Here is a 25,146-nt window from a genome sequence, read left to right as displayed (position 1 = left end):
TTACTGTTTTACCTCCTCTGCATTTCGGAGGATGTAATTAAAGTCGTTGATGTCTTTGTCGTTGAGCTGAAAAGTGCCTCTGAAGGTGAGCACCTCATCTGTTTTGTAGCGCCGATGGCCTTTTTTCAGCTTTAGTGACAATACGGACTCCGGACCAGCTCCACCACAGAAGTAACACGAGCTGAAAGGAAAGGCCGAGAGAGCATACATCCCGTTTTCGGCATCAATAGGTATCACATACCCCTTGATTTCTACCGTTTTACCATTGAGTTGCTTGAGCGATTGCCCAAAGTTGGGGAAGAGAAACCACGCTTCGGCTTCTTTGTAATACTTCTCTGTAAATTTTACATCTTGAAGGGTTTTCCAAGTGATTTTTATTATATCTTGATTTTGTGCAATTGTGCTATGCGGTGCTGTTAGACCACAAGTTAAAATGAACAGAAAAGCACTCATTCTAGGAAAGAGAAAATTTTTAACCATGCAACTCTGCATTTTCTAAATAGTAAATGAAATCACCGTTTGGGTGCTTATTGAGCCTTAAGATGCCTTTTACGACAATGAATTGATCGACCAAAAACTTGCTCTGTCGGTTTTTAAACCTCAGGCCTACTACCGTTTCAATTCCTGCTTTTCCGCAGAAAAAGCAATTGGCAAAGGGGGTTTTCGACAGCGCATATGTGTTGTTTGAAAAGTCCACTGGTATCACGTAGCCTGTCAAAATCACCTCCTGACCGTTGTATTTTTCCAATTCAGGAGAAAAGATGGGCTGGTAAAAGCCTGGTCTAGCCGGGTCTTCGCCACTGAGGGTGGTACCCAGTGTAAACCAGGTCAATATCTTTTGGCTGTGTCCGAGTTGCACAATAAGTAGTGCGAGCACAGTCAACGCATTACGAAAGTATGGTATCAGTAAGGGAATCTTCATATAGTTTGCGGTAGTCGTCCACATGTCCCCAGTCTTCGTCGTCGATGCGGATGCTGCCTTTGGTCACATGGCCGAGCAAATCAAAATCTACGCCATTGAGCATCATGGAGTCGATAAAGGCAGTTTCGTCTTGTTGCTTTACAGTTACTACTACGCGAGAGGGACCTTCGCCAAAGAGGTAAGCATCTTTCCGAATTTCAGCAGGTAAAGTGATGTCAAAGCCTAATCCGCTGGTCAAAGCCTTTTCCATTAAGCACACCCAAAGACCACCTTCTGAAATGTCGTGTGCGCTCTGAATCAGCCCTTGGCGAATGGTCATTTTTAGTTGCTCTTGTAGAGCAAATTCTTCTTCGAGGCTAAACAGGGGCACAGGAGATTTTTCGATGCCGTGTATGTGCACCAGATACTGCGACTGATTGATGTCTTCGCGCACCGTACCGATCAGGTAGATCAAATCACCTTTTTGCTTAAAAGGAATCGAAGTGATATAATTTTTGTTTTCTACGATGCCGATCATACCAATCGTAGGGGTAGGAAATACTGGCTCTACACCTTCTTTGGTTACAGTTTGGTTATAAAAGCTCACATTTCCTCCCGTTACAGGTGTTTTAAACGCTTCGCACGCCTTGCCCATACCCTTGATTGCTTCTACAAACTGCCAATAGACCTCCGGATTGTACGGATTGCCAAAGTTCAAACAGTTGGTTACGGCTGAAGGTTGCCCGCCAGATACCACGATATTGCGCGCGGCTTCGCTCACGGCCATCATGGTGCCTACATAAGGATCGGCCCATACAAAGCGCGGATTGCAGTCAACCGTCATGGCTAGCGCCTTGGGCGTGCCTTTCAAGTTAACTATAGCAGCATCGGTGGGGCGATTAGTGCTCATGTTTACCGTGCCGACCATTGAGTCGTATTGCTCGTAGATAAAGCGTTTGCTTGCCACATTGGGCAGAGCGAGTATCTTTTTGGCCACTTCTTTTAGGTCTGCAGGTTCGGGTACTTGGTGGATGTCGAAATTTTGCAATTCGCTGTAATAGGCAGCCTGGCGAAACTCGCGATAGTACACCGGCGCACCGCCACCGAGCACCAGCGAACTGGCCGGCAAGTCGGCTACCAGCTCCCCATGCCAGTAGAAGTACAGTCTGTCACCCGAAATCACTTCGCCGATTTGTTCACAATGTATGTCCCATTTGTCATAGATGGCTTTAACTTGCTCTTCGTAGCCCTTTTTTACCACTACAAGCATGCGTTCCTGGCTCTCTGAAAGCAGGATTTCCCACGGCTCCATGTTTTTCTGCCGCAGCGGCACGCGGTCCAGGTGAATTTTCATGCCGTGTTTACCAGCGGCACTCATCTCTGAAGTGGAACAGATAATGCCTGCTGCACCCATATCCTGCATGCCCACTACGTAATCGGTTTCGGCCAATTCCATTGTGGCTTCGAGCAGCAGTTTTTCCATGAAAGGGTCGCCCACCTGTACGGCAGGTATATCGTCAGCCGAATCTTCTGTGAGGTCTTTTGAAGCAAATGAAGCACCGTGGATTCCGTCCTTGCCGGTACTTGAACCTACGATAAAGACCGGGTTACCCACTCCCTCGGCTTTGGCCCGAATGATGCGGTCAGTGCGAACAATTCCGGCCGAAAAGGCATTCACGAGTGGATTTTGATTGTAACACTTATCAAAATACGTTTCGCCTCCCACAGTGGGTATCCCAAAAGCATTTCCGTAATCTCCAATACCTTTTACTACGCCCTTGACCAGCCATTTGGTGCGTTCAAGAGCAGGGTCGCCAAAGCGCAAACTATTTAGCAGTGCAATCGGGCGTGCTCCCATAGTAAAGATGTCGCGGTTAATTCCGCCAACTCCGGTGGCAGCCCCTTGATAGGGCTCCAGCGCTGAGGGGTGGTTGTGTGATTCAATTTTGAAGGCACATCCATAACCATCGCCTATATCCACCAGTCCGGCATTTTCTTCACCGGCCTTCACCAGCATATGAGGACCGTCTTTGGGCAGCGTTTTGAGCCATATGATCGAATTTTTATACGAGCAGTGCTCTGACCACATGCCTGAGTAAGCACACAGCTCAGTGAAGTTTGGCTCGCGACCCAAAAGTTCTTTAATTCGTTCAAATTCCTCTTCCAGCAGGCCGAGCTCCCTGGCTGTGGCTAGATTTACCGGCGGATACAGTGCGGTATTCATGTACGAATGGGATTTTTCCAGTTCAAGGCACAAAGATACACGTCCATCGCCCGGCCTCTGTCTTATTTTACGGTTCGTCAGTTTTTGTAAGAAGTTTTAATATTTTTTTCTCGTCTGATTTTGAAAAAAATCATCCCAATATCTTTTTTAACAGATGGGCAAAATATCCTTACTTCGTAGCAAATTATCAGGCGGTGCCATGAAAAGAATTTTCAGCCTACTGACAGGTGCAATACTTTGGCATGGGTGTACTACTTCAGAAAAATCAAATGAGATGAGCGAATCATCAGCTTTTGAACAAAAACCGGTGGTTTACCAAATGATGACACGTCTTTTTGGCAATAAGGTGACCACCAACAAACCCTGGGGAACAAAGGAAGAAAATGGCGTAGGTAAGTTTAACGACATTACGACTGAAGCGCTGATGGAGCTCAAAGATCTTGGGGCTACACACATTTGGTACACTGGGGTGCCCCATCATGCTTTGGTGGGCGACTACACACAGTATGGTATCAGCCTTGACGATCCCGACGTCGTAAAAGGTCGCGCCGGCAGTCCGTATGCCGTAAAGGATTATTACAACGTAAACCCAGACCTGGCCGTAGACGTGACCCAGCGACTTCAGGAATTCAAAGCCTTGATCGACCGTACGCACAGCCTTGGGCTCAAGGTGATTATCGACCTTGTGCCCAACCATGTGGCTCGTCGGTACAACAGCATTAGCCGACCTGCAGGTGTGAAAGACTTAGGTGAAGACGACGACGCTTCGGTCGAATTTCATGTGAACAACAACTTTTACTACATCCCGGGCAAGGCCTTTCAGGTGCCTGAATGGCGCGATGGCTATCGCCCATTAGGCGGAGAACCGCATCCGCTGGCAGATGGAAAATTTGACGAATTTCCGGCCAAGTGGACAGGCAACGGCAGCCGTTCACCTCGCCCTGACTTTTACGACTGGTATGAAACTGTAAAAGTGAACTACGGCATAGCGCCTGACGGTACGAAGCACTTCCCCGAACTTCCGGCTGATTATCGCAATAAGGACTATAAAGCACATTTTGACTTTTGGAAAGGCAAGACTGTACCCGACACGTGGGTGAAGTTTCGGCAAATTGCTGAGTACTGGATCGACTTTGGCGTCGATGGCTTTCGCTACGACATGGCCGAGATGGTGCCTGTGGAATTTTGGAGCTACATGAATTCGGCCATTAAGATGAAAAAGCCCGATGCCTTTTTACTGGCTGAGATTTACAACCCGTCTATTTACCGCGATTATATCTATCTGGGCAAAATGGATTATCTCTACGACAAAGTGGAAATGTACGATACCCTTCGCCACATTGTAGAAGGACGTGGCAATACTGACCAACTTCCTGCCATCATAGAGCGAAATGCCGATATTCAGCACAAGCTCTTGCACTTTCTGGAGAATCACGACGAGCAGCGAATTGCCAGTCCGGCCTTTGCAGGCGATCCTTTCAAAGCCCTGCCGGCAATGGTTGTTTCTGCAACGGTTGATAAAGGTGCTACCATGATCTACTTCGGCCAGGAGGTGGGCGAACCGGGGGCTGAAGATGCCGGCTTTGGCAAGCCAACGCGCACAAGCATCTTCGACTATGTGGGAGTGCCTTCCCATCAGCGATGGATGAATGGTGGCAAGTTTGACGGCGGAGGACTTACAGAGCGCGAAAAAGACCTTCGCAACTACTACAAAACTTTGCTCAATATAGCCCGCAGCCATCCGGCATTGGGTGGCGACTACATCGACCTGCACCTCTATAACCGCGCAGAAAACCCGTCTGAGTACAACAATATGCTCTTCAGCTATATTCGCCATAAGGGGTTGAACCGACTGCTGGTTGTAGTGAACTTTTCAGATAAAAGTTCGGACTTGATTTTAAGGCTATCGCCTGTGGCGGTGAAGCGACTTCAGCTGGCTCAGGGCAAGTTTCCGGGTAAGGATATACTGAATCGTAACAATGGCTATGTCATCGAAGTGAAAGGACAATCAGGTCGGGTATCAGTGCACCTGGAGCCCTATCAAAGTGCAATCATCGAATTTTAATCTCTTCGAGCTTTGGAGCGTTGGATCGTCTTTCGGGAGAATCTGGTGCAGTCGATACGCAACATCTTTAACCAAAGGCTTCGCACCATCATTACCTTGCTGATTATTGCTTTTGGCATCACGGCACTGGTAGGCATTCTTACCTCTACTTCAGCTATTGAGCAGACCATCAGCGGGCAGTTCAGCCGACTCGGTGCCACTACCTTTACTGTACAAAACAGAGCACTCACTATTCAAATCGGTCGCAGGCGCGAGCCTGTTCGCACCTTTCCGCCAATCACATTGACACAGGCACGCAAGTTGGCAGCTTTTTTAAATGAGAAAGGCGTTGTTAATTCGATCTCCTATCTGGCAACCGGTGTGGCTGAAGTAAAACGCGGTTCCATTAAGTCCAATCCAAATGTAGGCATTTGGGCTGCTGAAGGCGACTATTTAATCACATCTGGGTATGACCTGGAAGAAGGACGCTATTTTACCGACCAGGAAATAAGTCGTGGAAGCTACTCGGCGGTAATTGGTCACGATGTAAAGGAACTGCTCTTCCCCGGATTAGAAAGTGCACTGAATCAAACTTTTACCATCGGGCCGAATCGATATCGCGTAGTTGGTGTGCTGGCTTTTAAAGGAGCGGCTTCAGGCTTCGGAGGCGATCGCACGGTCATCATCCCTCTCACCAATGCGCGCGCCATTTACAAGCGTCGCTCTGAAACCTATTCAGTAAATGTAATGGCTCCTTCAGCTGAAGCGCTTGATGCTCTCATCGGCGAAGTAACGGCCGCCATGCGCGCCATCAAAAAGCTGAAACCCGACCAGCCTGACAATTTTGAAATCGTAAAAAGTGACTCTTTTGCCCAAATCCTGATCAGCAATCTGCGCTACGTCACCTTGGCAGCGACAGGTATCGGACTGATCACCCTGCTGGGTGCTGCCATCGCCTTGCTCAACATCATGCTTGTATCGGTGACAGAGCGCACCCGCGAAATCGGCATTCTCAAAGCCCTCGGTGCCCGCAGGGCCACTATACGGCAACAATTTCTCACGGAGGCTGTGGTGCTTACGCAATTAGGCGGCCTAGCCGGAATAATACTCGGCCTAGCCATAGGCAACCTAACGGCTTATTTCATCGGCGGCAAGTTCATCGCACCCTGGCAGTGGATACTGCTGGCCTTTGTGCTCTGCTTTATTACCGGGGTAGCTGCCGGCTATTATCCGGCCAACAAAGCCGCTAACCTCGACCCGGTAGAAGCGCTGAGATATGAGTAAGAAAATCCTTGAATAATTTAACTTATGTCTCCTCCAGGGGATTATAGTCGTCGGGGCGTTTGCCGAAGGTCCATGCTACAGCTTCGCGGGCAGTGGCTATGGTGGGCGGCACACAGAGCATATAGTTGCGACCGGTGCTGGGGCAGGTCACTTTTACGAATTGCAAGTGATCACGTGCCAGCTCGTCGATGGTTCGGGTTCGGTACAGCTCTATCAGATTGCCATATCGGTCGATGGATTGGTCTTTGATTTCGAGGTCGAGTAGTTCGGCATAGCGGCTGGTGCCCAGCAGTTCCATGTAGGCACGCCGTTTCTCCACATTACTTTCACCCAGAACGGTGCCCGGCTTCACCAGTTTTGGGTTTTCGTAAAACTCAGGCTGAATCTTCCAGCCTGAGTAGAAGTAATGCCTCTCGGCAGCCCAGCGCAGTGCCGGGCCAACAGACGAGTGTAGTGTCCCGTCGGCCATTGTTTCGAAGGCATCAGGCCAGCGCAATACAAGGGCTGTTTCAGGGGTAAAGAAGCTTAAAAAACCGATGGGCTGACGATAGAGCTCTAAAAAAAGTCCGGCCTGACCTTCGAAGGGTCGCTCATTTGAAAAATTTTTGAGAAAATCGATAAAGAGAGCCTCAATGAAGGTAGCGGCCAGGAAGTCGTGATGAGGGATTTTGCGGATTTTTTCGGCTGCTTTGGCCGAAGGCAAAAGGGCAGTGACAAGCGAATCGCGTTGGTGTTTAAGGTTTAAAAAGCGCGTGCGGTAATGCGCATTGAACGTAGAATGGTACGCTGACGCGAGTTTATGCCGCTGTAGCCAGCTGCTGAGCGGGGCCAGAATTTTTTGCCGAAAGCCATCGAGAACCTTAGAATGCAGCGAATTAGCGTCATCTTTGGCAGCAAGTGCAGCCAGTTGTCTGGAGAATTCAGCAGGAGTCTGTGAAAAAACAATTTCACAAGGCGGCTGAAAGCCGCCGAGGTCGTAGTAGTAGCCGATGATGTCGATTGTATAGCCCTCCAAGCGTCTGTTTAATCCTGAATAAAAGCGATGGTCTTTTCATAGGGATTGTACTCGCGCTGGCGAATGATGCGGTACTTGCCGCGCGGCAGGCTGATGGGGTGGTGTTCGCCGGTGAAAGAGCGCGTTTCGGTATGGAGGTGTTCTACCTGAGCTTGAGAGTGTACTTCGAGGTACAAGTTGCCATTGTCGGTGTACACCGTTACGTCGCCGGTGGCAAAGTGCCCGTGGTAACGGCCCTCACCGCGCACCAGCAGCGTTTCTTCTGTTTTTTGTGACAACACTGCGTTGTCGTCGATGCGCTCTATGAGCACATCTCCTTGTCTCCACTGCATTTTAATCCTTTTTTAAACTGATATCAAAAATACCGAAAAATTGTTCTCTCAGCCGTTGATAAAAAAACCGATGGAGCTATCGGACGATGAGAATTTTGGTCACATGGGTGTTAAAGCCCAGCTCGTCGCTCATGTAAGCGAGGTACACGCCCGACTGTACTTTGAGGCCTTTGAAGTTTTTGCCGTCCCAGATGGCTTGACCGCCTTCGGCTCGGGTTTCGAAGACAAGGTTTCCGGCCACATCGGTTATTTTTACATAGGCTCCTGTAACCAGTCCGCGGATAAAGATGGGCCCTTCGTAGTCAGGCCTTACGGGGTTAGGGTAGGCGAATACTTCGGTGAAGGTTTCATTGCCTTCGGTGGCAGCTCCCTGGTAGGCCACAATGCCGCGATCAGTGGCGATATATACAAGGCCGGTACGGCGGTCGATTTCTATGTCGAGAATGTTGTTTGAGGGCAAGGGTGAGTTATTGCGGTTGAAGTTAAAGATTTGTTCGCGTCCGTCGGCTGAGGTGTAAAACACGCCTGAATTTTGGGTGCCAAACCACTTTTTGTTGGCACCGTCCACGGCAACGGCTGTTACCACTTCCTGAGCCAATAGGGCTTGTACAATGCCGTTTTCTTCGAAGGTGATGCGACGCACGTCGTAGTTGCGGTTGGGTTCGAAGATGAAGCGCGGGGTGTAGAGCACGGCCACACCGGCAGAGGTACCGATCCAGACAGCCCCGTCGAGGTCTTCGGCAAAGGCGCGCACATCGGGCGAGGGTAGGTTGCCGCTGCCCTCGAGCTGGGTGAGCTGGCGCAACTGCAAGGTGCCGTTCTGGTCGAGACGGGCAACGGCAATGCCTCGGTTTTGCACGATCATCCAGATTTGGTCTTCGCGGGTCACCAGCATTCGGCCTATGTTGGTAGAGGTGCCGGCCACGGTACCCATGGCGTAATTCATCCACTGTCCTGTGGATGTTCGCCGAGTCAATGGCCTTTCGCTGAGCGAGGTAGCCGTCCAGAGGTTGCCTTTAGAATCGAATACCACGTCGTAGGCGCGCACCTGATCGGGTGCACCAGCCACTGGCGAAAGGGCGCCACCAGTATTAGAGGCATTGAAGGTGGTGACATATTGGCCGTTGGTGATTTGAACGATGCCTTGTCCCCAGGCGGTGGCATACACAGTGCCCGGCTCTCTGGGCGATGGGGTGATGGAGAGTATGTCTGTGTGGTTGTTGAGCTGTGAGGCGGTGAGGTGCTGCCAGTCAAAGTTTTCGTAGTAATAGATGCCTTTATTGTTGAAGGTCGGACCCCACACGCTGTTGAGAGCTCCCGGCGCTACCCAGAGTCTGCCGTTGTAGTAACGCATCCGGAAGACGTCTTCGTCAAACGGTCCGTCGGGCAGGAAGGTAAAGAGCCAGCCTTCGGGGTAAAAGTAGCCGTACATACCCTCGAATTCGGAGGCGATCCAGTACCAGTTGCCGTCTCTGGCCAGCACTGCTGCTTTGGGTTTAAAGCGCGGATTGAAGACATTGCCTGGCTCGATGTTTAGGCGCTTAGAGCGATTGGGCCGATAGCTTACGACCGAAAAGTCGTTGGTAATGACGAGTTCTTCGCCACATACCTCTACGTCGAAATTCTTGGAGATAAACACATCGCTCATCCATACCCAGGTGCCACTTTCGCGGATGAAGAGGCTGTCGTCATTGGTACCGGTCAGGCGGTTAGCTACGATTTTTCCTTGCCAGTTGACGATGTGATTGAATGGTCTATTGACCATGCCGGGCTCTGGGGTCCAGTTGAGAAAGAAGCTGAGCGAACTGCTTAGCGAGGCTGAAAACACACCGAGCTCTGTAGCCGCGTACACACGGCCGCCGGCTTCGTCGAAGGCTAGGTCGAAGACCTCGATTTGTGAGCCATTGGGGCCTATAATGAGCGTTTCGGGGAAGAGGCGCTGGCGAAGGTCGAAAACGACGATGCCGAATCCCATACAGATGTAGGCACGATCGCGATATATGCGGATTTTGTTGAGCCGACGGCGGCCGAGGAAGATGTTTGAGCGGGCTATGTCGCTGATGTTTCGCACCGTGTAGGTCGAACTGACCAGGTCGATGTTGCCATTGCGATAGCCCACGATGAGCAGGTCTTCGGGAGCGTACCAGGCCAAGTGTTGAATGTCGATGTCGCTGAGTCCGCGACTCTTGGTGAGGGTTTGGATTTCGGAGCGGTCTGCTTTGTTTACGATGATGAGGCCTTTTTCTGAGGCGGCTACCACGTCAGCGCCGGTTTCAACCACGGCCGAGGTTGAGCGGAAAGATACATGCTCGATCCAGCCTCCCAGTGGAATAGATTGATTTTGACTGAAAGAGGCAGTATGAGCTGCGAGAAACAGTGCGAAAAAGGTTATGTGGAATGAATTAAGTATTCTCATGCCTCAAAAGTAACGCAAAGGTGATGTGGATTCGCATAGGATGGTGAGTAAAGAGAGCTTCTTTAGTGTAGCTCCTGTGAAGCTGATTATTCGATAGTAAAGGCGATGCTATTAACTGACGCCTTTTCGCGGCTCTCGTATTAATCTGCTGAAAAAAATCCGCGAAAAATCCGTATAAAAATCCGCATTAATCTATGTTCCAGTTATAATTAAAGCTCAAGTCCACTTTATTGAGTCAATCACAATCTTTAATTTTTAACCCTTAACCCTCTACCAAATACTGAACAATGGCGAAAGAATGCTGATTTTTGGATTTCGATTGTACGTTTGTCCAAATTCAGATTGAGATAATGAAATCTTTAAAAACTGTATTACTTCCGGCCCTGGTACTAGTGGTGCTTAATGTTCTCTATTTTGCTCCAGCCATTGGCGGGAAACTTATTCCGCAAGATGATATTCTGCACGGGCTTGGCATCAGCAAGGAGATTCGCGATTGGCGCGAGAAGACGGGAGAAGAGGCTCTGTGGACGAATGCGCTATTTTCAGGAATGCCGGGTTTTCAGTGCGGAGTGATTTACTGGAACAATGTGTACCACTACTTACAGCAACTGCTGGCGAGGATCTTTGTGATCAATGCGGAGATATACACGATTGCCTGGCTGATGGTGGGCATGTACTTTCTGCTGGTAGTGCTGGGAGTAGAGTACCGGCTGGCTGCCGTGGGCGGACTGGCTTTTGGGTTTTCGGCATTTTTCATCATATCGTTTGGAGCCGGTCACGTAGCTAAGGTGCGCACAGCTGCATTGATCGCTCCTACACTGGCGTCGATCTTGCTTGCCTATCAGGGCCGGAAGTGGTTGGGCTGGGCCCTGACAGCTTTTTTTATAGGTATGGCAATCAACTCAAATCATATACAAATTACTTATTATCAGTCGTTTATGATTCTGGTAGTGGTAGTGTTATACGCCGTGCTGATGGTAAGAGCTGGAAAGCTAAAAGAGTGGTTTATCGCTTCGGCAGGCCTGCTCCTGGCGGCTGTAATCGGCATACTGCCCAACGTGAGCCATTTGTGGACCAACTACGTATATCAAAAAGAGACAATGCGCGGGGGTATATCAGAACTTTCAAAAAATCAAGAGTTTAAAGGCGGGCTTGACTTTGACTACGCCATGATGTGGAGCTACAGCCCGGTAGAGACATTTAATCTGGTAATTCCGAACGCCACAGGTGGCGGTATAGCGCAGAATTATGAGGGCACACGCACGCACGATGCGTATTTCTTGCGCTTCAGGCAGATGTATATGGACCAAGGGATGAACAAGAAAATGGCCGAGGAGCAGGCCAATCGCACGATTGCTTCCTTCTTCTACTGGGGCGAGCAGAGCCTGGTAAATGGCGGCTATTACATCGGTGCAGTGGTTTTCTTCCTGTTTGTGTTGGCCTTTTTTGTGGTTGAGCGGCATTGGCTTATTACATTGGGTGTTTTGATTGTGTTGTCGATCGCAATGGCATGGGGCAAGCATTTAGAGGGCTTCAACCGAATGCTGTTTGACTACCTTCCTTTGTTTAAGAAGTTTCGGGTGCCTTCGATGGCATTCACCATCTTGTTTGTGGCTGTACCAATGCTTGGTTTTATGGCTTTGCAGCGCTTTTTAAACTTACAAAACAAAAAAGAAGCTGAGAAAAAGCTGCTGAAAGCCGTTTACATAGCAGGCGGTTTTTGTTTGTTTTTTATCGTGTTGGGAGGGGCTTTATTTGACTTTACAGGCAATAACGATGAGATGCTTCGCCAAAATGGGCTCAATCTGGACCAGCTGGTAGAAGACCGCATCGGACTGCTGAGGAGCAGTGCCGGCAAAACGCTGCTCTTTGTACTGCTTGCAGCTGGTGCACTTTGGGCGCATTTAAAAGGATTTGTAAAGGCTCAGGTTTTACCCTTGATTCTTGGTGCACTCGTGTTGTTTGATCAGTGGTCGTTTACTCTTCAGCACTTGAGTTGGAAGGACTTCGTGTCTCAGCAAGAATTTGAAAAACCTTTGAGACCTACCCAAGCCAATATTCAGATAAGCCAGGATCCCGATCCGCATTTTAGGGTCTTCAATGCGCAGCGAGGCCTTACCAGCGATGCATTTACGAGCTATCACCACCATTCGATTGCCGGTTATCACGGTGCCAAGCTGGGCAGATATCAGGACTTGATCGATGCCCACCTGAGCAAGGGCAATGAGGCTGTCTTTAACATGCTAAATACGAAGTACATCATTTCAAACGACCAGCCCCAATTTAATCCGAATGCCTGTGGCAATGCGTGGTTTGTAAGAGAAATACGCTGGGCAAAGAACGCCGACGAAGAAATTGGAGCGCTCAATGCACCCTTTGATCCAAAAACAACTGTTGTGATCGACGAACGCTACAAAGGCCGAGTAACAAAAAATGATTACAGTCCTGATGGAGCAGAAATCAAGCTCACCTCTTACACCCCGAATGTGCTCAGGTATTCGGTAAGTAATCCTTCAGGCAGCCAGTTTGCCGTTTTTTCAGAAATTTATTACGAGGGCTCTGGCAGCGATTGGAAGGCCTACATCGATGGCAAAGAGGCTCGGCACATACGCGTAAACTATGCCTTGCGTGGCATGGAGCTGCCTGCAGGTCAATACGAAGTAGAGTTTCGCTTTGAGCCGGAGAGCTACCTGAAAGGCGAGCAGTACGCGCGCTTTGCTTCGATTGGTTTTCTAATCCTTTTTGGCGCCGGTTTGTTTTTATCGTACAAAAACGGTGAAATTGGCTCAAAAGACGAACAGTAGCGATCGTATCAAATGGGTGGAGGCCAATCCCAGAATTTTGGATCGCGTAATCGAAATGGCCTGGGAAGACCGAACGCCTTTCGAAGCGATAGAGGCACAGTTTGGCCTGGCTGAGAAGGACGTTATCGACATCATGCGTCGTAATATGAAGCCATCGTCTTTCAGGATGTGGCGAGAGCGCGTATCCGGGCGCGCCACCAAGCACCGAAGCTTAAGGGGCTTTTCCGTGAGTACTCACAAGTGCGATAGACAAAAACACATCTCAGGCAATAAGTACAAAAAGTGAAAACTATAGCGCTCTTAGATACCGTTCACCCGCGCTTTACGGAACTTATCACTAAGCGCGGATTTCATATAGTGGATCTCACCTCATTTGACAAGGAGGAAATTTTAAGCAGATTGGACGGAATCCATGCCTTGACAATACGCAGCAGATTTCAGATAGATAAGGATTTTATCGATCGAATGCCTTCTACACTACAGGTAATTGGACGTTACGGCAGTGGCATGGAAAACATCGACGTGGCTTATGCCACTGAAAAGGGCATCCGATGTGTACACGCACCCGAAGGCAATCGACAAGCTGTGGCTGAGCACGCTCTAGGCATGTTGCTTTCGGTATTCAACAACCTATGCAAAGCATCGGCCGAGGTCAAGTCTAATCAATGGAAGCGCGAAGAGAACAGGGGAGAGGAGTTGTCGGGCAAGACGGTCGGCATAATCGGATACGGGAACACAGGTTCAGCCTTTGCCCGGTTGGTGAGTACTTTTCCTGAGGTAAAAGTGCTGGTCTACGACAAATACAAAACCGGCTTTTCAAATGGCAATATCATAGAAACAAACGAATATCGAATTCAAGAGGAAGCAGATATTGTATCATTACACATACCTCTAACTGCCGAAACTACCCATCTGATCAACAGCCGTTGGATTTACCGCATGCACAAGCCGTTTTATCTGATCAACACATCACGTGGCCAATGCGTTGATACCCACAGTTTGGTAGAGGGTTTGAAGAGCGGTAAAGTGCTCGGAGCTTGTCTCGATGTGCTCGAATACGAAAAAACTTCTTTCGAGGGTCTGGAACAGGAACAGCTACCGGCTGATTTTCAATACTTAGTTCAGCATCCCAAAGTAATGATTACCCCTCATATTGCCGGTTGGAGCTTTCAGAGTCATGTGAAGTTGGCTGAAATACTGGCTCAGCGTATTGTAGAAGCCTTAAAATAAAAAAAGCCGGCTTTTATAGAATGCCGGCCTTCCTGCTAACCAAAATCCATCACCAACACTATGGCTGAAGGAGAATCGGCTGGCTTCCGCTGCCGATGATAATCTTTGTATTGGGCGATTTTGAGAGTTCGCGATAGGCTTCGATCGTCTTGTATTGAATGATGATGGGAGTCAATCCTTCAGAAATTACTCTGTTTGCATCTCTTATACCTTTAGCCTCTACCAGCTTCCGCTCAGCTTCGAGCTTTTCTCGCTGCAGCACAAATTCCATTCGCTGAGCTTCTTGCTCGGCTTCGAGTTTTTCTTCGATGGCGCGGTAGAGTCCGGGCGGCAGCATGATGGTTTTAAGCAGTACAGCTTCGATCACAAATCCGCGAGGCTCGAGAATCTCAGCCATTTTGTTACGGATTTCGTTTTCAATGCCTAATCTGTTACCGGTATGCATGTCTTTTGCCATAAACTTTGCGGTGACATCTGCAGCAGCAGCTCTGAATACTGGCAGTATCATACTGGTCTCATAGTCCTTGCCTATGGTACCAATCACATCTGTAGCCTTTCGTTCATTTACGTGATAAAGAATTGAAATATCGGCTTTCACATTAAGCCCCTCTTTACTGGGCAGGTCGAGCCTTATCTCAATATTGGTAGTACGGGTAGGTACGCGCATTATTGTACTTATAAAGGGATTGTAAAGCACCAGACCAGGTTGCAGCTCCCGTTTATAAATTTTGCCAAGAGTTCTTTTAACACCTACGTCACCCTGTCTGATGACTGCACAGCCGGTGAGAGAAACGGCGATAGAAAATAAAACAAGTAACCTTATCTTTCTCATATTCATGATTTTATAGAAAATAGTGAATGAAAAAATTACGCCATGTCGCCGAGCATAGCGCTTTATTTAAAATTTTTTAACACTTTTGTTATTCCTTTTCTTAAAATGTAAGTAAATTCACAAATGTACACATGCGCGAATCTGTTTTGCACTTTGTGTGGAAAAACCGATTGTTTAAACCCCTTTTGTTAAAGACTTTTGACGGCAAACCGGTAGAAATACTACATCCTGGGTATCAAAATCACGACTCAGGTCCTGATTTTCAAAATGCTCGCATCAGAATCGACGGGCAGTTGTGGGCAGGAAATGTTGAAATACACGTACACGCCTCCCAGTGGCGTCAGCATGGTCATCACCTCGACCAAGCTTATAGAAACGTGGTATTGCATGTGGTGCATTCAGTTGATATTTTTCCTCTAGACCCTAGTGAACCTCCTATTTTAGAGCTTAAGAACTATTTGGAACCTGAGATCGTAAACAAAGCAGAAAACCTGCTTACCTCAACCGATGAAATAGCCTGTGCGAACCAGATTAAAAATGTAGATGACAAAACCAAAATGGCAATGATAAGCCGAGCAGCTATTGAGCGACTGGAACAAAAACAACTGGAAAAATCCGAAGTACTAGCTTCGCTCGATTACGATTATCACAAATGGCTTTTGTCGGAGGTGTTTAAAGCTTTTGGCCTTAAGGCCAATACGCAGCCCATGCAGTCTTTAGCAATTCGCGTTCCCCTTTCTAAAGTTGTGCAACTTGCCGACGAAAGGCTGTCGATCGAAGCTCTTTTGTATGGCTTAGCATCTCTTTTGCCAGATACTCCCGTAGATGAATATTCGGAAAAACTCCTGCGTGAATTCCATTACCTGAAAGCAAAACACCAAATCGACGATTGTCTGCCGGCCCACATGTGGAAGTTTCATCGCCTACAGCCGGTTAGCTTTCCTACCATTCGTATTTCTCAGTTAGCTGCTCTTTTATTGCGATGGGATGAATTGGTGCAAGCTGTATTTAAAAGACCAGATTTAGAGCACTTAAAAAATATCCTAGCTGTTGAAGCTTCGCCCTATTGGAATACCCACTATCGATTTGGCGTACCTACTGAGAAGGACGTTCCGAAAAAGGTGGGAAATGACTTGATCAATCGCATCCTCATTAATGCAGTAATACCAATTATGTTAAGTTTTGGCAAAAACACAGACAATGCCGACTTACAAAACATTCCTTTGGAATGGCTGGAGCAACTTCCATCTGAAAACAACCGCTTTATTCGGCACATGACTGCCTCAGGATTTCAAAACAAAAGTGCTTTAGAAAGTCAAGGACTATTGCAATTAAGAAATTTCTACTGTGTTCCGAAAAAGTGTTTATTTTGTTCCATCGGATATAAGATCATCAAATCATGAACAGAGAAATCGAACATCTGCGAAGTTACTTTGAGAAGTTTGGTTTCGAGGTATGTGAACGATTGGGTGATTATTTGGGAATTCAAGCTGCGAGAATCCGTTTGTTTTTCATCTATGCCGCCTTTCTCACAATGGGATCTCCGGTAATTCTCTACATGATCTTGCTGTTCATCAAAGAAATCAGATACTATATCAGAAAGCGGAAAACATCCGTTTTTGATTTATAATACGATTGCATGAAACACTCATTTTTTTTTCTCTACCTTGTTGGTTTTCAGATTTTTTCTCAAGGAATTCGATTTGAAAGCGGCACCTTTGCCGAAGCACTAGTTAAGGCAAAAAACGAAGGTAAACTCGTTTTTGTAGATGCCTATACTACTTGGTGCGGCCCTTGCAAATGGTTGGCGCGCGAAGTTTTTCCGGACAGCGAGCTCGGGAAGTTTTACAACGAAAACTTTGTAAGCCTACAAATCGACATGGAAAAAGGCGAAGGCATTGACTTTGCCAAAAAATACAATGTTCAGGCCTATCCCACCTTGCTTTATTTTGATGCCGAAGGAAATGAAATTCACCGTCTCTTAGGAGCAAGAGAAGCTTTTCGACTGCTAAAAGAGACCAAAGAACTCATGAACGAAGACAATCGCTTCAGCACGATAAAAAAATTGATAGAATCGTCGGAACAAGTTGATAAAAATATACTTAGAAAGTATCTGGTACTATTGAACGAACAGGGGGAAAGCGACGAAAAGCGATTGAGGCAATATCTGGATTTGATGACTCCCGAAGATTGGAAAGATATAGACATTCTCTCAGTACTGCTCGACTACTCCGGCAGAACTGAAGATTGCAGCGACCCATACACAAAGGGCATTTTTGATAACTACAATACGGTAATCACAGCCTTGGCGATGTATCCCGATTACCAGCGCTCGCTCAAAGAATTTTTTTATGTAAAACTCGCCAAATCGTTTGCCAGAAAGATCGACGACAAAAAATACGACAACTCAGTGGCCGAACGATTTTTGAAATCTAATGAAAACGTATTTGTTAGAGATCGCGTGATGCTCACGGCTCAGCGTTATGCCGAGAAGAACAAAAACAATCACAAGAAATTGCTTGAAATAGACAACATATTATATGAAAAATACATAGAAAATGCCGACCAGCTCAACAATGCCGCTTGGGAGATATACGAAAATCCGGATGCTTCGAAAAAAGAGCTTAAATATGCCCTCTCATGGGCGCGAAAGTCGGTGCAAATACGCGAAGAGTTCTACAATACTGATACATTAGCTCATTTGCTTTACCGCCTCGGCTACTGGCAAGAGGCCCGTCAGTGGGCAGAACGGTCTGTTGCCTTAGGTCGCGAAGCAGGCGAAGATGTGACTCTTACTGAAATATTGCTCTTAAAAATTCAAAATGCAGGAAAATAAAAGATTACCTGTGATCCATAAAACATTCCCTAAAAACACAACTATCAGCCAATAAAGCACTTAGAGCTTTGGTTTCTTTTTCCAAAACTTATCTATTTTTGCGGGCTTTATGAAAGTTAGTAAATTCCTCATTCTGTTTGCATTACTTTCTTTGGTCGGTACATCGTGCAGTGAGTACAACAAAGTGCTCAAGTCAAACGACTTGAATTACAAGTTTGACATGGCCAAAAGGTATTTTGAACGCAAAAAATACAACAAAGCTTACCCCCTTTTTGACGAATTGCTGAACCTCTACCGCGGTACCGCACAGGCAGAAGAGGTGTACTATTACTATAGTATGAACCTCTATAAGATGGAGGACAACCTGTTGGCAGCATATCACTTTAAAAATTTTTACAAAACTTTTCCCCAGAGCAAGTATGCTGAGGAAGCTGCGTTTATGACGGGCTATTGCTATTATCTGGAGTCGCCTGTTTATTCTCTCGACCAGGCTTATACACTAAAGGCCATTAACGAGCTGCAGCTCTTCATCAATACCCATCCGCGCAGCAGCAGAATCGACCAATGCAACGAACTGATCATCGAATTGCGACGTAAACTGGAGCGAAAAAACTTTGAACGCGCCAAACAATACTATACCACCATGCAATACCAGGCTGCTGTGGTAGCCCTCAATAATGTACTGAACGACTTCCCTGAAACCAAATTTCGGGAAGAAATACTCTTACTTCTTTTGAGAAGCAATTACGAATTAGCGCGGTTTTCGGTCGAAAGCAAAAAACTTCAGCGCTTCATAGAAACTAAAACTGCCTGCGACGACTTTTTGGAGCGCTATCCCGAAAGTAAATTTGCGAAAGAGGCACGCGAAATCAAAGAAAGAGCACTGTCACAAATTCAATTTTTAAAAGAGAATCAATCGGAATATGGAATCTAAAAAGAAGCTGAACGCCCCAAGAATCACTGCTACCGTTGACATCGAAAAAGTAGCAGCCCCGACAGGTAACATTTATGAAGCTATCATCATCATATCTAAGCGAGCTGCTCAGATCGCCGATGAGCTTAAGTTGGAGATCAATAACAAAATGAAAGAATTTGAATCTGCTTCCGAAATATTAGAAGAGGTATTTGAAAACAGGGAACAGATAGAACTTTCGCGTTACTATGAGAGTTTGCCAAAGCCCCATCTGATGGCCTTGCAAGAGTGGCTTGATGGTGAAATTTACTACCGCTACGCCGAAGCCGAAGCTAAAAATGCCTGATGTGGGCAGGTAAGAAAATTCTACTGGGTATCACAGGTGGAATAGCTGCCTACAAATCTATTCACCTGGCTAGGCTTTTTGTAAAAGCTGGAGCTGAAGTACAGGTCGTATTGACGCCTTCAGCCCGCGATTTTGTAACGCCACTTTCACTTTCCGCCCTTACCGGAAGACCAGTTTATACTGATACCTTCGAACCAGAATCCGGTCAATGGAACAATCATGTAGAGCTCGGTCTCTGGGCTGATGTAATGGTGATAGCCCCGGCCACAGCCAATACCCTTTCAAAAATGGCCAACGGGCTGTGCGACAACTTGTTGTTGGCCACCTACTTGAGTGCACGGTGTCCCATATTCTTCGCACCAGCGATGGATCTAGATATGTACGCACATCCTGCAGTACAGCAAAACATCGCTCGCCTTCAATCATTTGGAAATTACCTGATAGATGCAGAAGTGGGTCCCCTCGCAAGCGGTCTTGAGGGCAAGGGGCGTATGGCAGAGCCTGAGCATATCTTCCAGCATATTGAGCAGTTTTTTGCAGCCAAATCAAGTCTTGCTAAAAAAAAAGTGCTCATAAACGGGGGTCCAACCTATGAGTACATTGACCCAGTCCGCTTTATTGGAAATCACTCGTCAGGCGATACTGCTGTCTTTCTTGCATGGGAAGCTCATAAAAGAGGTGCTGAAGTGACCCTTGTTCTCGGCCCTACAAGGTATAAAAACGATATCTTTCCCTTTACGGTAAAGCATGTGACAAGCGCACTTGAAATGCTCGATGTGTTTTTGCCACTGTCAGCTGATTCAGATATAGTCATTTGTTCTGCTGCCGTAGCCGACTATAGACCGAAGGTTACCTTTCAACAAAAAATCAAAAAAAACGAACAGAACCTTCTTATTGAACTGGAAAAAAACCCAGACATTCTCGCCACCTTAGGGAAGCGTAAAAAAGAGAACCAAGTGCTTATTGGGTTTGCTTTGGAAACCGAAAATCAGATCGAAAATGCCCGAAAAAAACTCATAAATAAAAATGTGGATGCCATTGTTTTGAATTCGCCAAGTCAAGCAACCGGATTTTCCACACCCACCAATCAAGTCTCTGTATTGTTTAAAGACGGTACTACAGCTACCAGTCAGCTCGTTTTAAAAGAAAAGTTAGCGTCTTGGCTATGGGATATGTTTCTAAAATCACTGCATTTGTAATTTTTCAATTGCTTTTTAGTGTCCATGAGCTCTTAGCCCAAGAGCTGAATGCACGCGTCACAGTGAATCACCAGCAGATTCAGCGCAGCAACATAAGTATTTTCAAAACTCTTGAAAATTCGCTTTACGAATTTCTCAACAATACGCGCTGGACAGGTGCGCGCTATGCTCCACAAGAGCGCATTGAGTGCAACTTCACCCTTATCCTTGAACTTGAGCCTTCGCCTAACGAATTTCAAGGCAAGCTGCAAATCCAATATAGCAGGCCAGCCTATGGCACTTCCTATAACTCTCCCGTCATCAACTATCAGGATGTCGATATTTACTTTCCCTACACAGAGTTTGAGCGCCTTGAGTTTAATCCTCAAAACGTCGATAACAATTTGGTAGCCATAATGGCTTTTTATGCTTACATGATCATTGGTTTTGATAATGCTACTTTCGCTCTCGGAGCGGGTAAAGAACAGTTTGAAATGATGCAAAACATTGTAAATTTCATGCAAAGCCAAGGCAGATTCCCGGGATGGCGCGACGATGGCCGAGGCTTTCGAAATCGATTTTGGATTGCCGAACACCTAAATCACAGTACAACCGGCGATTTTCTCCAGGCTCTTTACACCTATCACAGGCTCGGTATCGATGTGTTACATTCAAACAGTCGCATTAAGGAGGGTAAAGAAAAAATCAGTGAAGCGCTTTTGGCTCTTCAACCTGTGTACAAAAAGCGCCCACAAAGCATCTTGCTTCAAATCTTCTTCCAGGCAAAAGCTGATGAGATTGCGGGAATTTTTTCTGGGGGCGAACCCATTAATACAGTGAATCTTCGAAACGTACTTAATGAAATTGACCCTCTTAACAGTGCAAAGTATGCACAGTTGAAATGAGTTTGGTTAACTTGTAGTTGACTTAACTGACTAAAAATTGTTTCTAATTTTAAAAAATTATTGATTATCAGCGCATAGATTAAAAGATTTCCATCTTATCCTAACAGCTAAAATTTTAAAAAAACGAAATTGAACTACGTAGGCAGTTTGAGAGGTACTTCCTGAAATTTTTTAGTTTAAGGGATGAATCGTGAATTCGTAATACTCGGTAATTGGATTCGCTAAAATCTTTTTGCAAGAAATTTCAGCTTTTTCTCTTGCTTCTTCCTCTGAGGCTGCTTCGAGTTCGAGTTGAATGTGTTTACCGATTCGGACTTCTTCTACCCCGGTAATTCCAAGATTTGGCAGGTTGTTGCACACAGCTTTTCCTTGAGGATCAAGAAGAGAGCGGTGTGGCATTACGTTAACTTCAACTCGAAATTTCATTTTTTATTTTTTTTGATGGTCTGTAAAAAACTATGGATAAAAGGGTGTACAAAAGTATCACAAAACTGAGAGCAGCCAATTTCCATAATAGCAATCCAACAGAGGAAAGTAATAAAAATAAAAGTTTAAGCCAGAGGTAGGTGTCATTCCTTTTAAATTTCAATGCAAAAAGACGAATATTTGAATTCATGATCCAAATGAGAAATATTGGCAGAAGTGCCAACATAGGTAGGCTTAAAATATCGCGTCCTTTGCTTTCAATAAAAAATGGAATCCCTAATACAAAAATGGCCATGGAAGGTGTGGGTAATCCTTTAAAATCTAACGTTTGACTAGCATCTACATTAAATCTGCCGAGTCGATAGGCTGCTCCACCAGCAATACCAAAGGCCAGATAGGGCAGCAGACCCAGTTCAGGAACTTCAGGCGGTATATAGGTTTGAAGCACTTTGTAGAGTACCAATGACGGCACCACCCCAAAGCTCACCACATCGGCCAAGGAGTCTAACTGTGCTCCCAATGGAGAAGTGCAACCCAACGCCCTGGCTGCTAATCCGTCAAAAAAGTCGAAAACTAAACTCAAACCCATCCAAAATGCAGTACCATAAAAATTATATACCAATGCCGATTCTATAGCTGGTAATGCACAGAGCAGGTTGAGAAGGGTTAAAAAGTTTGGCAAATAGCATTTCATAACAGTGCAAAGAAATAAAAAAACCTCCGTGCTTTCGGAACGGAGGTTTTAATCCTTTTGAATAAAAAGTTTATCGGCTCATGCGATAGGGTCTAAATTTCTGGCGCTTGGGCTTCTTAGATGTCTTTTTGCGTTTAAGGTCGTTTTGCATACCCAGGCGATCCATTGCACAGCGGAAACCAATCCAGTCAGTAGCCACAGTCTGTTCCATAAATCTGCGGGTACCCGGGCTTACCCAGTATTGTCTATCTTTCCAGGAAGCTCCCTTTACCACGCGCACTGTATTTCCGATGAGGGTTGTTTTGTTGTAATCATACATTGGCGACTCGCCTTGAGGTACATCTTTGCTGTAGTAAATGCTCGATTCTACATCGCCATCGAGGTAATCGCGGTAGTCGCTGTATTGATAGTTTCTACGATTCAGGTTTTCTTGCTCTGTTACAGGGCGAATGGGGAGTTGGCCAGGCAGTCTTACAATTTTTCCATTTTGATCTACCTGAGCTTCTTGTAGTACAGTAAGTTCGCCAGCACCCTGATAATCGGTGTCGAAGGTTGTAAATTCATTACCTCTGAAGGGTCGGAAGTCAGTAATGTCTTCAAAACTCAAAGGTCTGTATACGTCCATTACCCATTCAGCCACGTTGCCTTCCATATCGTAAAGACCGAAATCGTTTGGTGGGTAGAATTTCACTTGCATGGTTATGTCAGCCTGGTCGTTAAGCCAGCCACCAAGACCCATGTTGTCGCCACGGCCTCTCTTAAAGTTTCCAAGCATATCGCCTCGCGAACGGCTATCTGAATTTCTCATTGAGTTACCAGCCCAGGTAAACTTATTGCCTTCGTACAATCTGTCGAATTGACGGTTGCCAATGTTACCGTAAGCAGCGTATTCCCATTCGGCTTCTGTTGGCAGGCGATACTTCGGTAGCAGAATGCCATCTTCGATTGTTACAGGGCGACCTTCCTTTCCATAAGGGCTGTTTGGGCGGTAGTCTTTTAATCCTTTTTTGTTTTGCTGAGTGTATTCACCCGGTAGATAGAGATATACTTCGGTATCGAAGTGATCTGCATCTTTTTGGTCGTTAAGCGGTGAAAGTACACCCTTTTCGATTAAGATCATTTCATTCACGCGGTCGGTACGCCAGGCGCAGTACTTCATAGCTTGCTCCCAGTTTACGCCTACTACCGGATAGAAGTTGTATGCCGGATAGCGGAGGTAGTTTTCTACTAAGGCCTCGTTGTAGGCGAGCTTATCTCTCCACACAAGCGTATCTGGAAGTGCAGAACGATATATTTCTGGAAAATAATCGAGGTCAAAAACTCTCTGTAGCCAGTAGAGGTATTCGCGATATGCCAGATTGGTAACCTCGTGCTCGTCCATGTAAAAAGACGACACTGTAACCTGCCTAGGTATGTTGTTCCAATCCTTTATTACATCCTCTTCTACGCGACCCATCGTAAAGGTGCCTCCTTCGATAAATACGAGACCTGGGCCGGTCATTTGGCCTTTAAATTTCAAATTGGCCATAAAGCCCCCGTGTTTTGTGTCGTTGATTCTCCAGCCAGTGGTGCTTGATTTAGGTTTTCCACAGCTGCTTATGAGAGCTACAAGGGCTAATGAGGCAAGTGGCAAAAGGTTTCTCATATGCTCTTTTATACGATTTTGCAAAGATTAAAATTTTGGACAACGCAAAGGTTCAATTTTTTTGACTTTTTTCGGACAGGCAAACTGATACATTAGCGAGATTTCGTGCGCTCCTCCGAGGGCATTGGTGAGCTTACTAATGGTGTAGTCGTAGCTATATCCGATTCTCCAGGGCATTTCAGAGGGCGCTAATCCAAGTAATATAACGAGGGCATCAGGGTTGGTATTGCCATGTCTGAGACCTAATCCGCCCGTAATAGCTGCATAATTAAACGAGAGCCCTCCAAAAAACGACCAGAAAGACCCCTGATTTTGGATTACAATGTTTGGTATTAAAACGCTTTGATATTCTCCATACAATCTTCTGCGGCTGATAGGAATATTAGCCCCTGAATGGATGGTGAGCTTAAAAGGAAGCTTGCTTTCTACGAAAAAACTCTCATCAGGCTGTGTCAGATGATGACCGGCGACTCCAATGTAAAAATCTTTGGAGTAACCTATAAAACCTACGGCTAAGTCAACGTGGTTGTTTTGAACGCGATCAGGCCCTACTTCTTCTGTAGGTTTTACAAATCCATAAAAGGGGTCGATCATATCCGGAAAGCGGAAGTTGCCCCATTCGAGTGTTCTCTGCCTGAAGTTGGCCTGGAAACCAGCCAGTACCGAAAATGTTCTCGATACCTGTAGATGGTAGGAATAGATGGCCCCAATTTCAGTGGTGTTGAGGGTGCCGTCTCCGGCTTCGTCTCGCAGCACTAAAAATCCAATACCACCTTTTAAATTGTCGAAATATTGGTCGTAAGAAGCTGAAAAGGTTTGATACACATTTCCGATGGGATACTGTGATCGATAATTCAGATGCACCTTCGGACAGCGAGCTACACCGGCAAATGCTGGGTTCAAATAAAGGGGATTGGCGTAGTATTGAGAAAAATGGGCGTCTTGAGCCTTAACACCCGCTAAAAAGGAAATAAGTGCAATAATTTGAATTAGAGTTTTACCTCTGATCGACATTATACCAGGTTTTACAGGATTGTCATTTGTTTTCACAAAAATAGTCAACAGGTATATTGGTTAACTATTTTTCGGGCAACAATATTACTAAATCATTTAACATTCGA

23 protein-coding genes are annotated in these 25,146 nt (G+C 46.3%); 12 read left to right on the top strand and 11 right to left on the bottom strand.

Annotation, left to right across the window (positions count from 1 at the left end; all coding sequences use genetic code 11):
- Genes ACK4EX_RS05555 through purL form a run of 3 tightly spaced genes read right to left on the bottom strand, consistent with a single transcriptional unit; the run spans window position 1 to window position 3,125 of the window.
- On the bottom strand, window positions 1-453 hold the full coding sequence (locus ACK4EX_RS05555; protein WP_409770588.1) for a DUF3299 domain-containing protein: 453 nt from the start codon (window positions 451-453) through the stop codon (window positions 1-3).
- 19 nt (window positions 454-472) lie between these two features.
- A complete protein-coding gene (locus tag ACK4EX_RS05550) occupies window positions 473-883 on the bottom strand; it encodes a hypothetical protein (RefSeq protein WP_409770585.1) in 411 nt (136 codons plus the stop codon).
- A 4-nt stretch (window positions 884-887) separates the two neighbouring features.
- A complete protein-coding gene (gene purL, locus ACK4EX_RS05545) occupies window positions 888-3,125 on the bottom strand; it encodes a phosphoribosylformylglycinamidine synthase subunit PurL (protein ID WP_409770583.1) in 2,238 nt (745 codons plus the stop codon).
- Between the two features lie 199 nt (window positions 3,126-3,324).
- Here purL and ACK4EX_RS05540 point away from each other — a divergent pair, with 199 nt between their 5' ends.
- Together ACK4EX_RS05540 and ACK4EX_RS05535 are read left to right on the top strand one after the other, a co-directional pair.
- Window positions 3,325-5,190 (top strand): alpha-amylase family protein, encoded by a 1,866-nt coding sequence (locus tag ACK4EX_RS05540; RefSeq protein WP_409770580.1) that lies wholly within the window; start codon window positions 3,325-3,327, stop codon window positions 5,188-5,190.
- 12 nt (window positions 5,191-5,202) lie between these two features.
- Window positions 5,203-6,453 (top strand): ABC transporter permease, encoded by a 1,251-nt coding sequence (locus tag ACK4EX_RS05535; RefSeq protein ID WP_409770578.1) that lies wholly within the window; start codon window positions 5,203-5,205, stop codon window positions 6,451-6,453.
- A 22-nt stretch (window positions 6,454-6,475) separates the two neighbouring features.
- Here the strand turns inward: ACK4EX_RS05535 and ACK4EX_RS05530 are convergent, their stop codons facing one another.
- The 3 genes from ACK4EX_RS05530 to ACK4EX_RS05520 all read right to left on the bottom strand — a co-directional run bounded on the left by ACK4EX_RS05530 (window position 6,476) and on the right by ACK4EX_RS05520 (window position 10,216).
- Entirely contained in the window at window positions 6,476-7,468 is a 993-nt protein-coding gene (locus ACK4EX_RS05530; RefSeq protein WP_409770575.1) for a DUF6745 domain-containing protein, read from the bottom strand.
- A gap of 8 nt (window positions 7,469-7,476) precedes the next feature.
- The gene (locus tag ACK4EX_RS05525) at window positions 7,477-7,800 is read right to left on the bottom strand and encodes a hypothetical protein (protein WP_409770573.1); all 324 of its coding nucleotides are present in this window, start codon (window positions 7,798-7,800) and stop codon (window positions 7,477-7,479) included.
- Between the two features lie 76 nt (window positions 7,801-7,876).
- Window positions 7,877-10,216: a hypothetical protein gene (locus ACK4EX_RS05520; RefSeq protein ID WP_409770572.1), complete on the bottom strand. Its 2,340-nt coding sequence runs from the start codon at window positions 10,214-10,216 to the stop codon at window positions 7,877-7,879.
- Window positions 10,217-10,566: 350 nt separating this feature from the next.
- Between ACK4EX_RS05520 and ACK4EX_RS05515 the strand changes: the two genes are divergently transcribed.
- The 3 genes from ACK4EX_RS05515 to ACK4EX_RS05505 are packed head-to-tail and all read left to right on the top strand — an operon-like array spanning window position 10,567 to window position 14,250.
- On the top strand, window positions 10,567-13,020 hold the full coding sequence (locus ACK4EX_RS05515; protein WP_409770569.1) for a hypothetical protein: 2,454 nt from the start codon (window positions 10,567-10,569) through the stop codon (window positions 13,018-13,020).
- The gene (locus ACK4EX_RS05510; RefSeq protein WP_409770566.1) at window positions 12,998-13,306 is read left to right on the top strand and encodes a TIGR03643 family protein; all 309 of its coding nucleotides are present in this window, start codon (window positions 12,998-13,000) and stop codon (window positions 13,304-13,306) included. The genes ACK4EX_RS05515 and ACK4EX_RS05510 overlap by 23 nt, the downstream gene beginning before the upstream one ends.
- Window positions 13,303-14,250 (top strand): NAD(P)-dependent oxidoreductase, encoded by a 948-nt coding sequence (locus ACK4EX_RS05505; protein ID WP_409770564.1) that lies wholly within the window; start codon window positions 13,303-13,305, stop codon window positions 14,248-14,250. Before ACK4EX_RS05510 ends, ACK4EX_RS05505 begins: the two co-directional genes overlap by 4 nt.
- 58 nt (window positions 14,251-14,308) lie before the next feature.
- Here ACK4EX_RS05505 and ACK4EX_RS05500 read toward each other — a convergent pair whose 3' ends face one another.
- A complete protein-coding gene (locus tag ACK4EX_RS05500) occupies window positions 14,309-15,082 on the bottom strand; it encodes a prohibitin family protein (RefSeq protein ID WP_409770563.1) in 774 nt (257 codons plus the stop codon).
- A gap of 131 nt (window positions 15,083-15,213) precedes the next feature.
- Here ACK4EX_RS05500 and ACK4EX_RS05495 point away from each other — a divergent pair, with 131 nt between their 5' ends.
- The 7 genes from ACK4EX_RS05495 to ACK4EX_RS05465 all read left to right on the top strand — a co-directional run bounded on the left by ACK4EX_RS05495 (window position 15,214) and on the right by ACK4EX_RS05465 (window position 21,260).
- The gene (locus tag ACK4EX_RS05495; RefSeq protein ID WP_409770560.1) at window positions 15,214-16,485 is read left to right on the top strand and encodes a DUF2851 family protein; all 1,272 of its coding nucleotides are present in this window, start codon (window positions 15,214-15,216) and stop codon (window positions 16,483-16,485) included.
- Window positions 16,482-16,712 carry a PspC domain-containing protein gene (locus ACK4EX_RS05490; protein ID WP_409770558.1) on the top strand — a complete coding sequence of 77 codons (231 nt, stop codon included), beginning with the start codon at window positions 16,482-16,484 and terminating at the stop codon, window positions 16,710-16,712. Before ACK4EX_RS05495 ends, ACK4EX_RS05490 begins: the two co-directional genes overlap by 4 nt.
- Window positions 16,713-16,721: 9 nt before the next feature.
- Window positions 16,722-17,918, top strand: a complete 1,197-nt coding sequence (locus ACK4EX_RS05485) for a thioredoxin family protein (RefSeq protein WP_409770556.1) — start codon at window positions 16,722-16,724, stop codon at window positions 17,916-17,918.
- A 109-nt stretch (window positions 17,919-18,027) separates the two neighbouring features.
- Complete coding sequence (locus ACK4EX_RS05480) at window positions 18,028-18,852, top strand: outer membrane protein assembly factor BamD (RefSeq protein ID WP_409770554.1); 825 nt, start codon at window positions 18,028-18,030, stop codon at window positions 18,850-18,852.
- Window positions 18,842-19,177, top strand: coding sequence for a DNA-directed RNA polymerase subunit omega (locus tag ACK4EX_RS05475; RefSeq protein ID WP_409770553.1), 336 nt, complete (start codon window positions 18,842-18,844; stop codon window positions 19,175-19,177). Before ACK4EX_RS05480 ends, ACK4EX_RS05475 begins: the two co-directional genes overlap by 11 nt.
- On the top strand, window positions 19,177-20,376 hold the full coding sequence (gene coaBC / locus ACK4EX_RS05470) for a bifunctional phosphopantothenoylcysteine decarboxylase/phosphopantothenate--cysteine ligase CoaBC (RefSeq protein WP_409770551.1): 1,200 nt from the start codon (window positions 19,177-19,179) through the stop codon (window positions 20,374-20,376). Before ACK4EX_RS05475 ends, coaBC begins: the two co-directional genes overlap by 1 nt.
- The gene (locus tag ACK4EX_RS05465; RefSeq protein ID WP_409770936.1) at window positions 20,343-21,260 is read left to right on the top strand and encodes a DUF4835 family protein; all 918 of its coding nucleotides are present in this window, start codon (window positions 20,343-20,345) and stop codon (window positions 21,258-21,260) included. Before coaBC ends, ACK4EX_RS05465 begins: the two co-directional genes overlap by 34 nt.
- 171 nt (window positions 21,261-21,431) lie before the next feature.
- Here the strand turns inward: ACK4EX_RS05465 and purS are convergent, their stop codons facing one another.
- From purS to ACK4EX_RS05445, 4 genes are all read right to left on the bottom strand, one after another.
- The gene (purS, locus tag ACK4EX_RS05460) at window positions 21,432-21,686 is read right to left on the bottom strand and encodes a phosphoribosylformylglycinamidine synthase subunit PurS (protein ID WP_409770548.1); all 255 of its coding nucleotides are present in this window, start codon (window positions 21,684-21,686) and stop codon (window positions 21,432-21,434) included.
- The gene (locus tag ACK4EX_RS05455) at window positions 21,670-22,380 is read right to left on the bottom strand and encodes a CDP-alcohol phosphatidyltransferase family protein (protein ID WP_409770546.1); all 711 of its coding nucleotides are present in this window, start codon (window positions 22,378-22,380) and stop codon (window positions 21,670-21,672) included. The genes purS and ACK4EX_RS05455 overlap by 17 nt, the downstream gene beginning before the upstream one ends.
- Window positions 22,381-22,450: 70 nt before the next feature.
- On the bottom strand, window positions 22,451-24,025 hold the full coding sequence (gene gldJ / locus ACK4EX_RS05450) for a gliding motility lipoprotein GldJ (RefSeq protein WP_409770544.1): 1,575 nt from the start codon (window positions 24,023-24,025) through the stop codon (window positions 22,451-22,453).
- A 27-nt stretch (window positions 24,026-24,052) separates the two neighbouring features.
- A complete protein-coding gene (locus tag ACK4EX_RS05445) occupies window positions 24,053-25,039 on the bottom strand; it encodes a PorP/SprF family type IX secretion system membrane protein (RefSeq protein ID WP_409770542.1) in 987 nt (328 codons plus the stop codon).
- Window positions 25,040-25,146: the final 107 nt, after the last annotated feature.

The sequence above is a fragment of the Thermaurantimonas sp. genome, assembly GCF_046299575.1.
Classification (GTDB): Bacteria; Bacteroidota; Bacteroidia; order Flavobacteriales; family Schleiferiaceae; genus Thermaurantimonas.
Note: the sequence above shows the minus strand (reverse complement) of the source record. Positions and strands in the feature narration are given on the sequence as shown.

Coding starts and splice junctions, on each gene's coding strand:
- ACK4EX_RS05495 (WP_409770560.1), top strand. CDS start 15,214: ATGCGCGAATCTGTTTTGCACTTTGTGTGGAAAAACCGATTGTTTAAA.
- ACK4EX_RS05540 (WP_409770580.1), top strand. CDS start 3,325: ATGAAAAGAATTTTCAGCCTACTGACAGGTGCAATACTTTGGCATGGG.
- ACK4EX_RS05515 (WP_409770569.1), top strand. CDS start 10,567: ATGAAATCTTTAAAAACTGTATTACTTCCGGCCCTGGTACTAGTGGTG.
- coaBC (WP_409770551.1), top strand. CDS start 19,177: ATGTGGGCAGGTAAGAAAATTCTACTGGGTATCACAGGTGGAATAGCT.
- ACK4EX_RS05475 (WP_409770553.1), top strand. CDS start 18,842: ATGGAATCTAAAAAGAAGCTGAACGCCCCAAGAATCACTGCTACCGTT.
- ACK4EX_RS05500 (WP_409770563.1), bottom strand. CDS start 15,082: ATGAGAAAGATAAGGTTACTTGTTTTATTTTCTATCGCCGTTTCTCTC.
- ACK4EX_RS05525 (WP_409770573.1), bottom strand. CDS start 7,800: ATGCAGTGGAGACAAGGAGATGTGCTCATAGAGCGCATCGACGACAAC.
- ACK4EX_RS05520 (WP_409770572.1), bottom strand. CDS start 10,216: ATGAGAATACTTAATTCATTCCACATAACCTTTTTCGCACTGTTTCTC.
- ACK4EX_RS05485 (WP_409770556.1), top strand. CDS start 16,722: ATGAAACACTCATTTTTTTTTCTCTACCTTGTTGGTTTTCAGATTTTT.
- gldJ (WP_409770544.1), bottom strand. CDS start 24,025: ATGAGAAACCTTTTGCCACTTGCCTCATTAGCCCTTGTAGCTCTCATA.
- ACK4EX_RS05480 (WP_409770554.1), top strand. CDS start 18,028: ATGAAAGTTAGTAAATTCCTCATTCTGTTTGCATTACTTTCTTTGGTC.
- ACK4EX_RS05445 (WP_409770542.1), bottom strand. CDS start 25,039: ATGTCGATCAGAGGTAAAACTCTAATTCAAATTATTGCACTTATTTCC.
- ACK4EX_RS05490 (WP_409770558.1), top strand. CDS start 16,482: ATGAACAGAGAAATCGAACATCTGCGAAGTTACTTTGAGAAGTTTGGT.
- purL (WP_409770583.1), bottom strand. CDS start 3,125: ATGAATACCGCACTGTATCCGCCGGTAAATCTAGCCACAGCCAGGGAG.
- ACK4EX_RS05555 (WP_409770588.1), bottom strand. CDS start 453: ATGAGTGCTTTTCTGTTCATTTTAACTTGTGGTCTAACAGCACCGCAT.
- ACK4EX_RS05465 (WP_409770936.1), top strand. CDS start 20,343: ATGGGATATGTTTCTAAAATCACTGCATTTGTAATTTTTCAATTGCTT.
- ACK4EX_RS05455 (WP_409770546.1), bottom strand. CDS start 22,380: ATGAAATGCTATTTGCCAAACTTTTTAACCCTTCTCAACCTGCTCTGT.
- purS (WP_409770548.1), bottom strand. CDS start 21,686: ATGAAATTTCGAGTTGAAGTTAACGTAATGCCACACCGCTCTCTTCTT.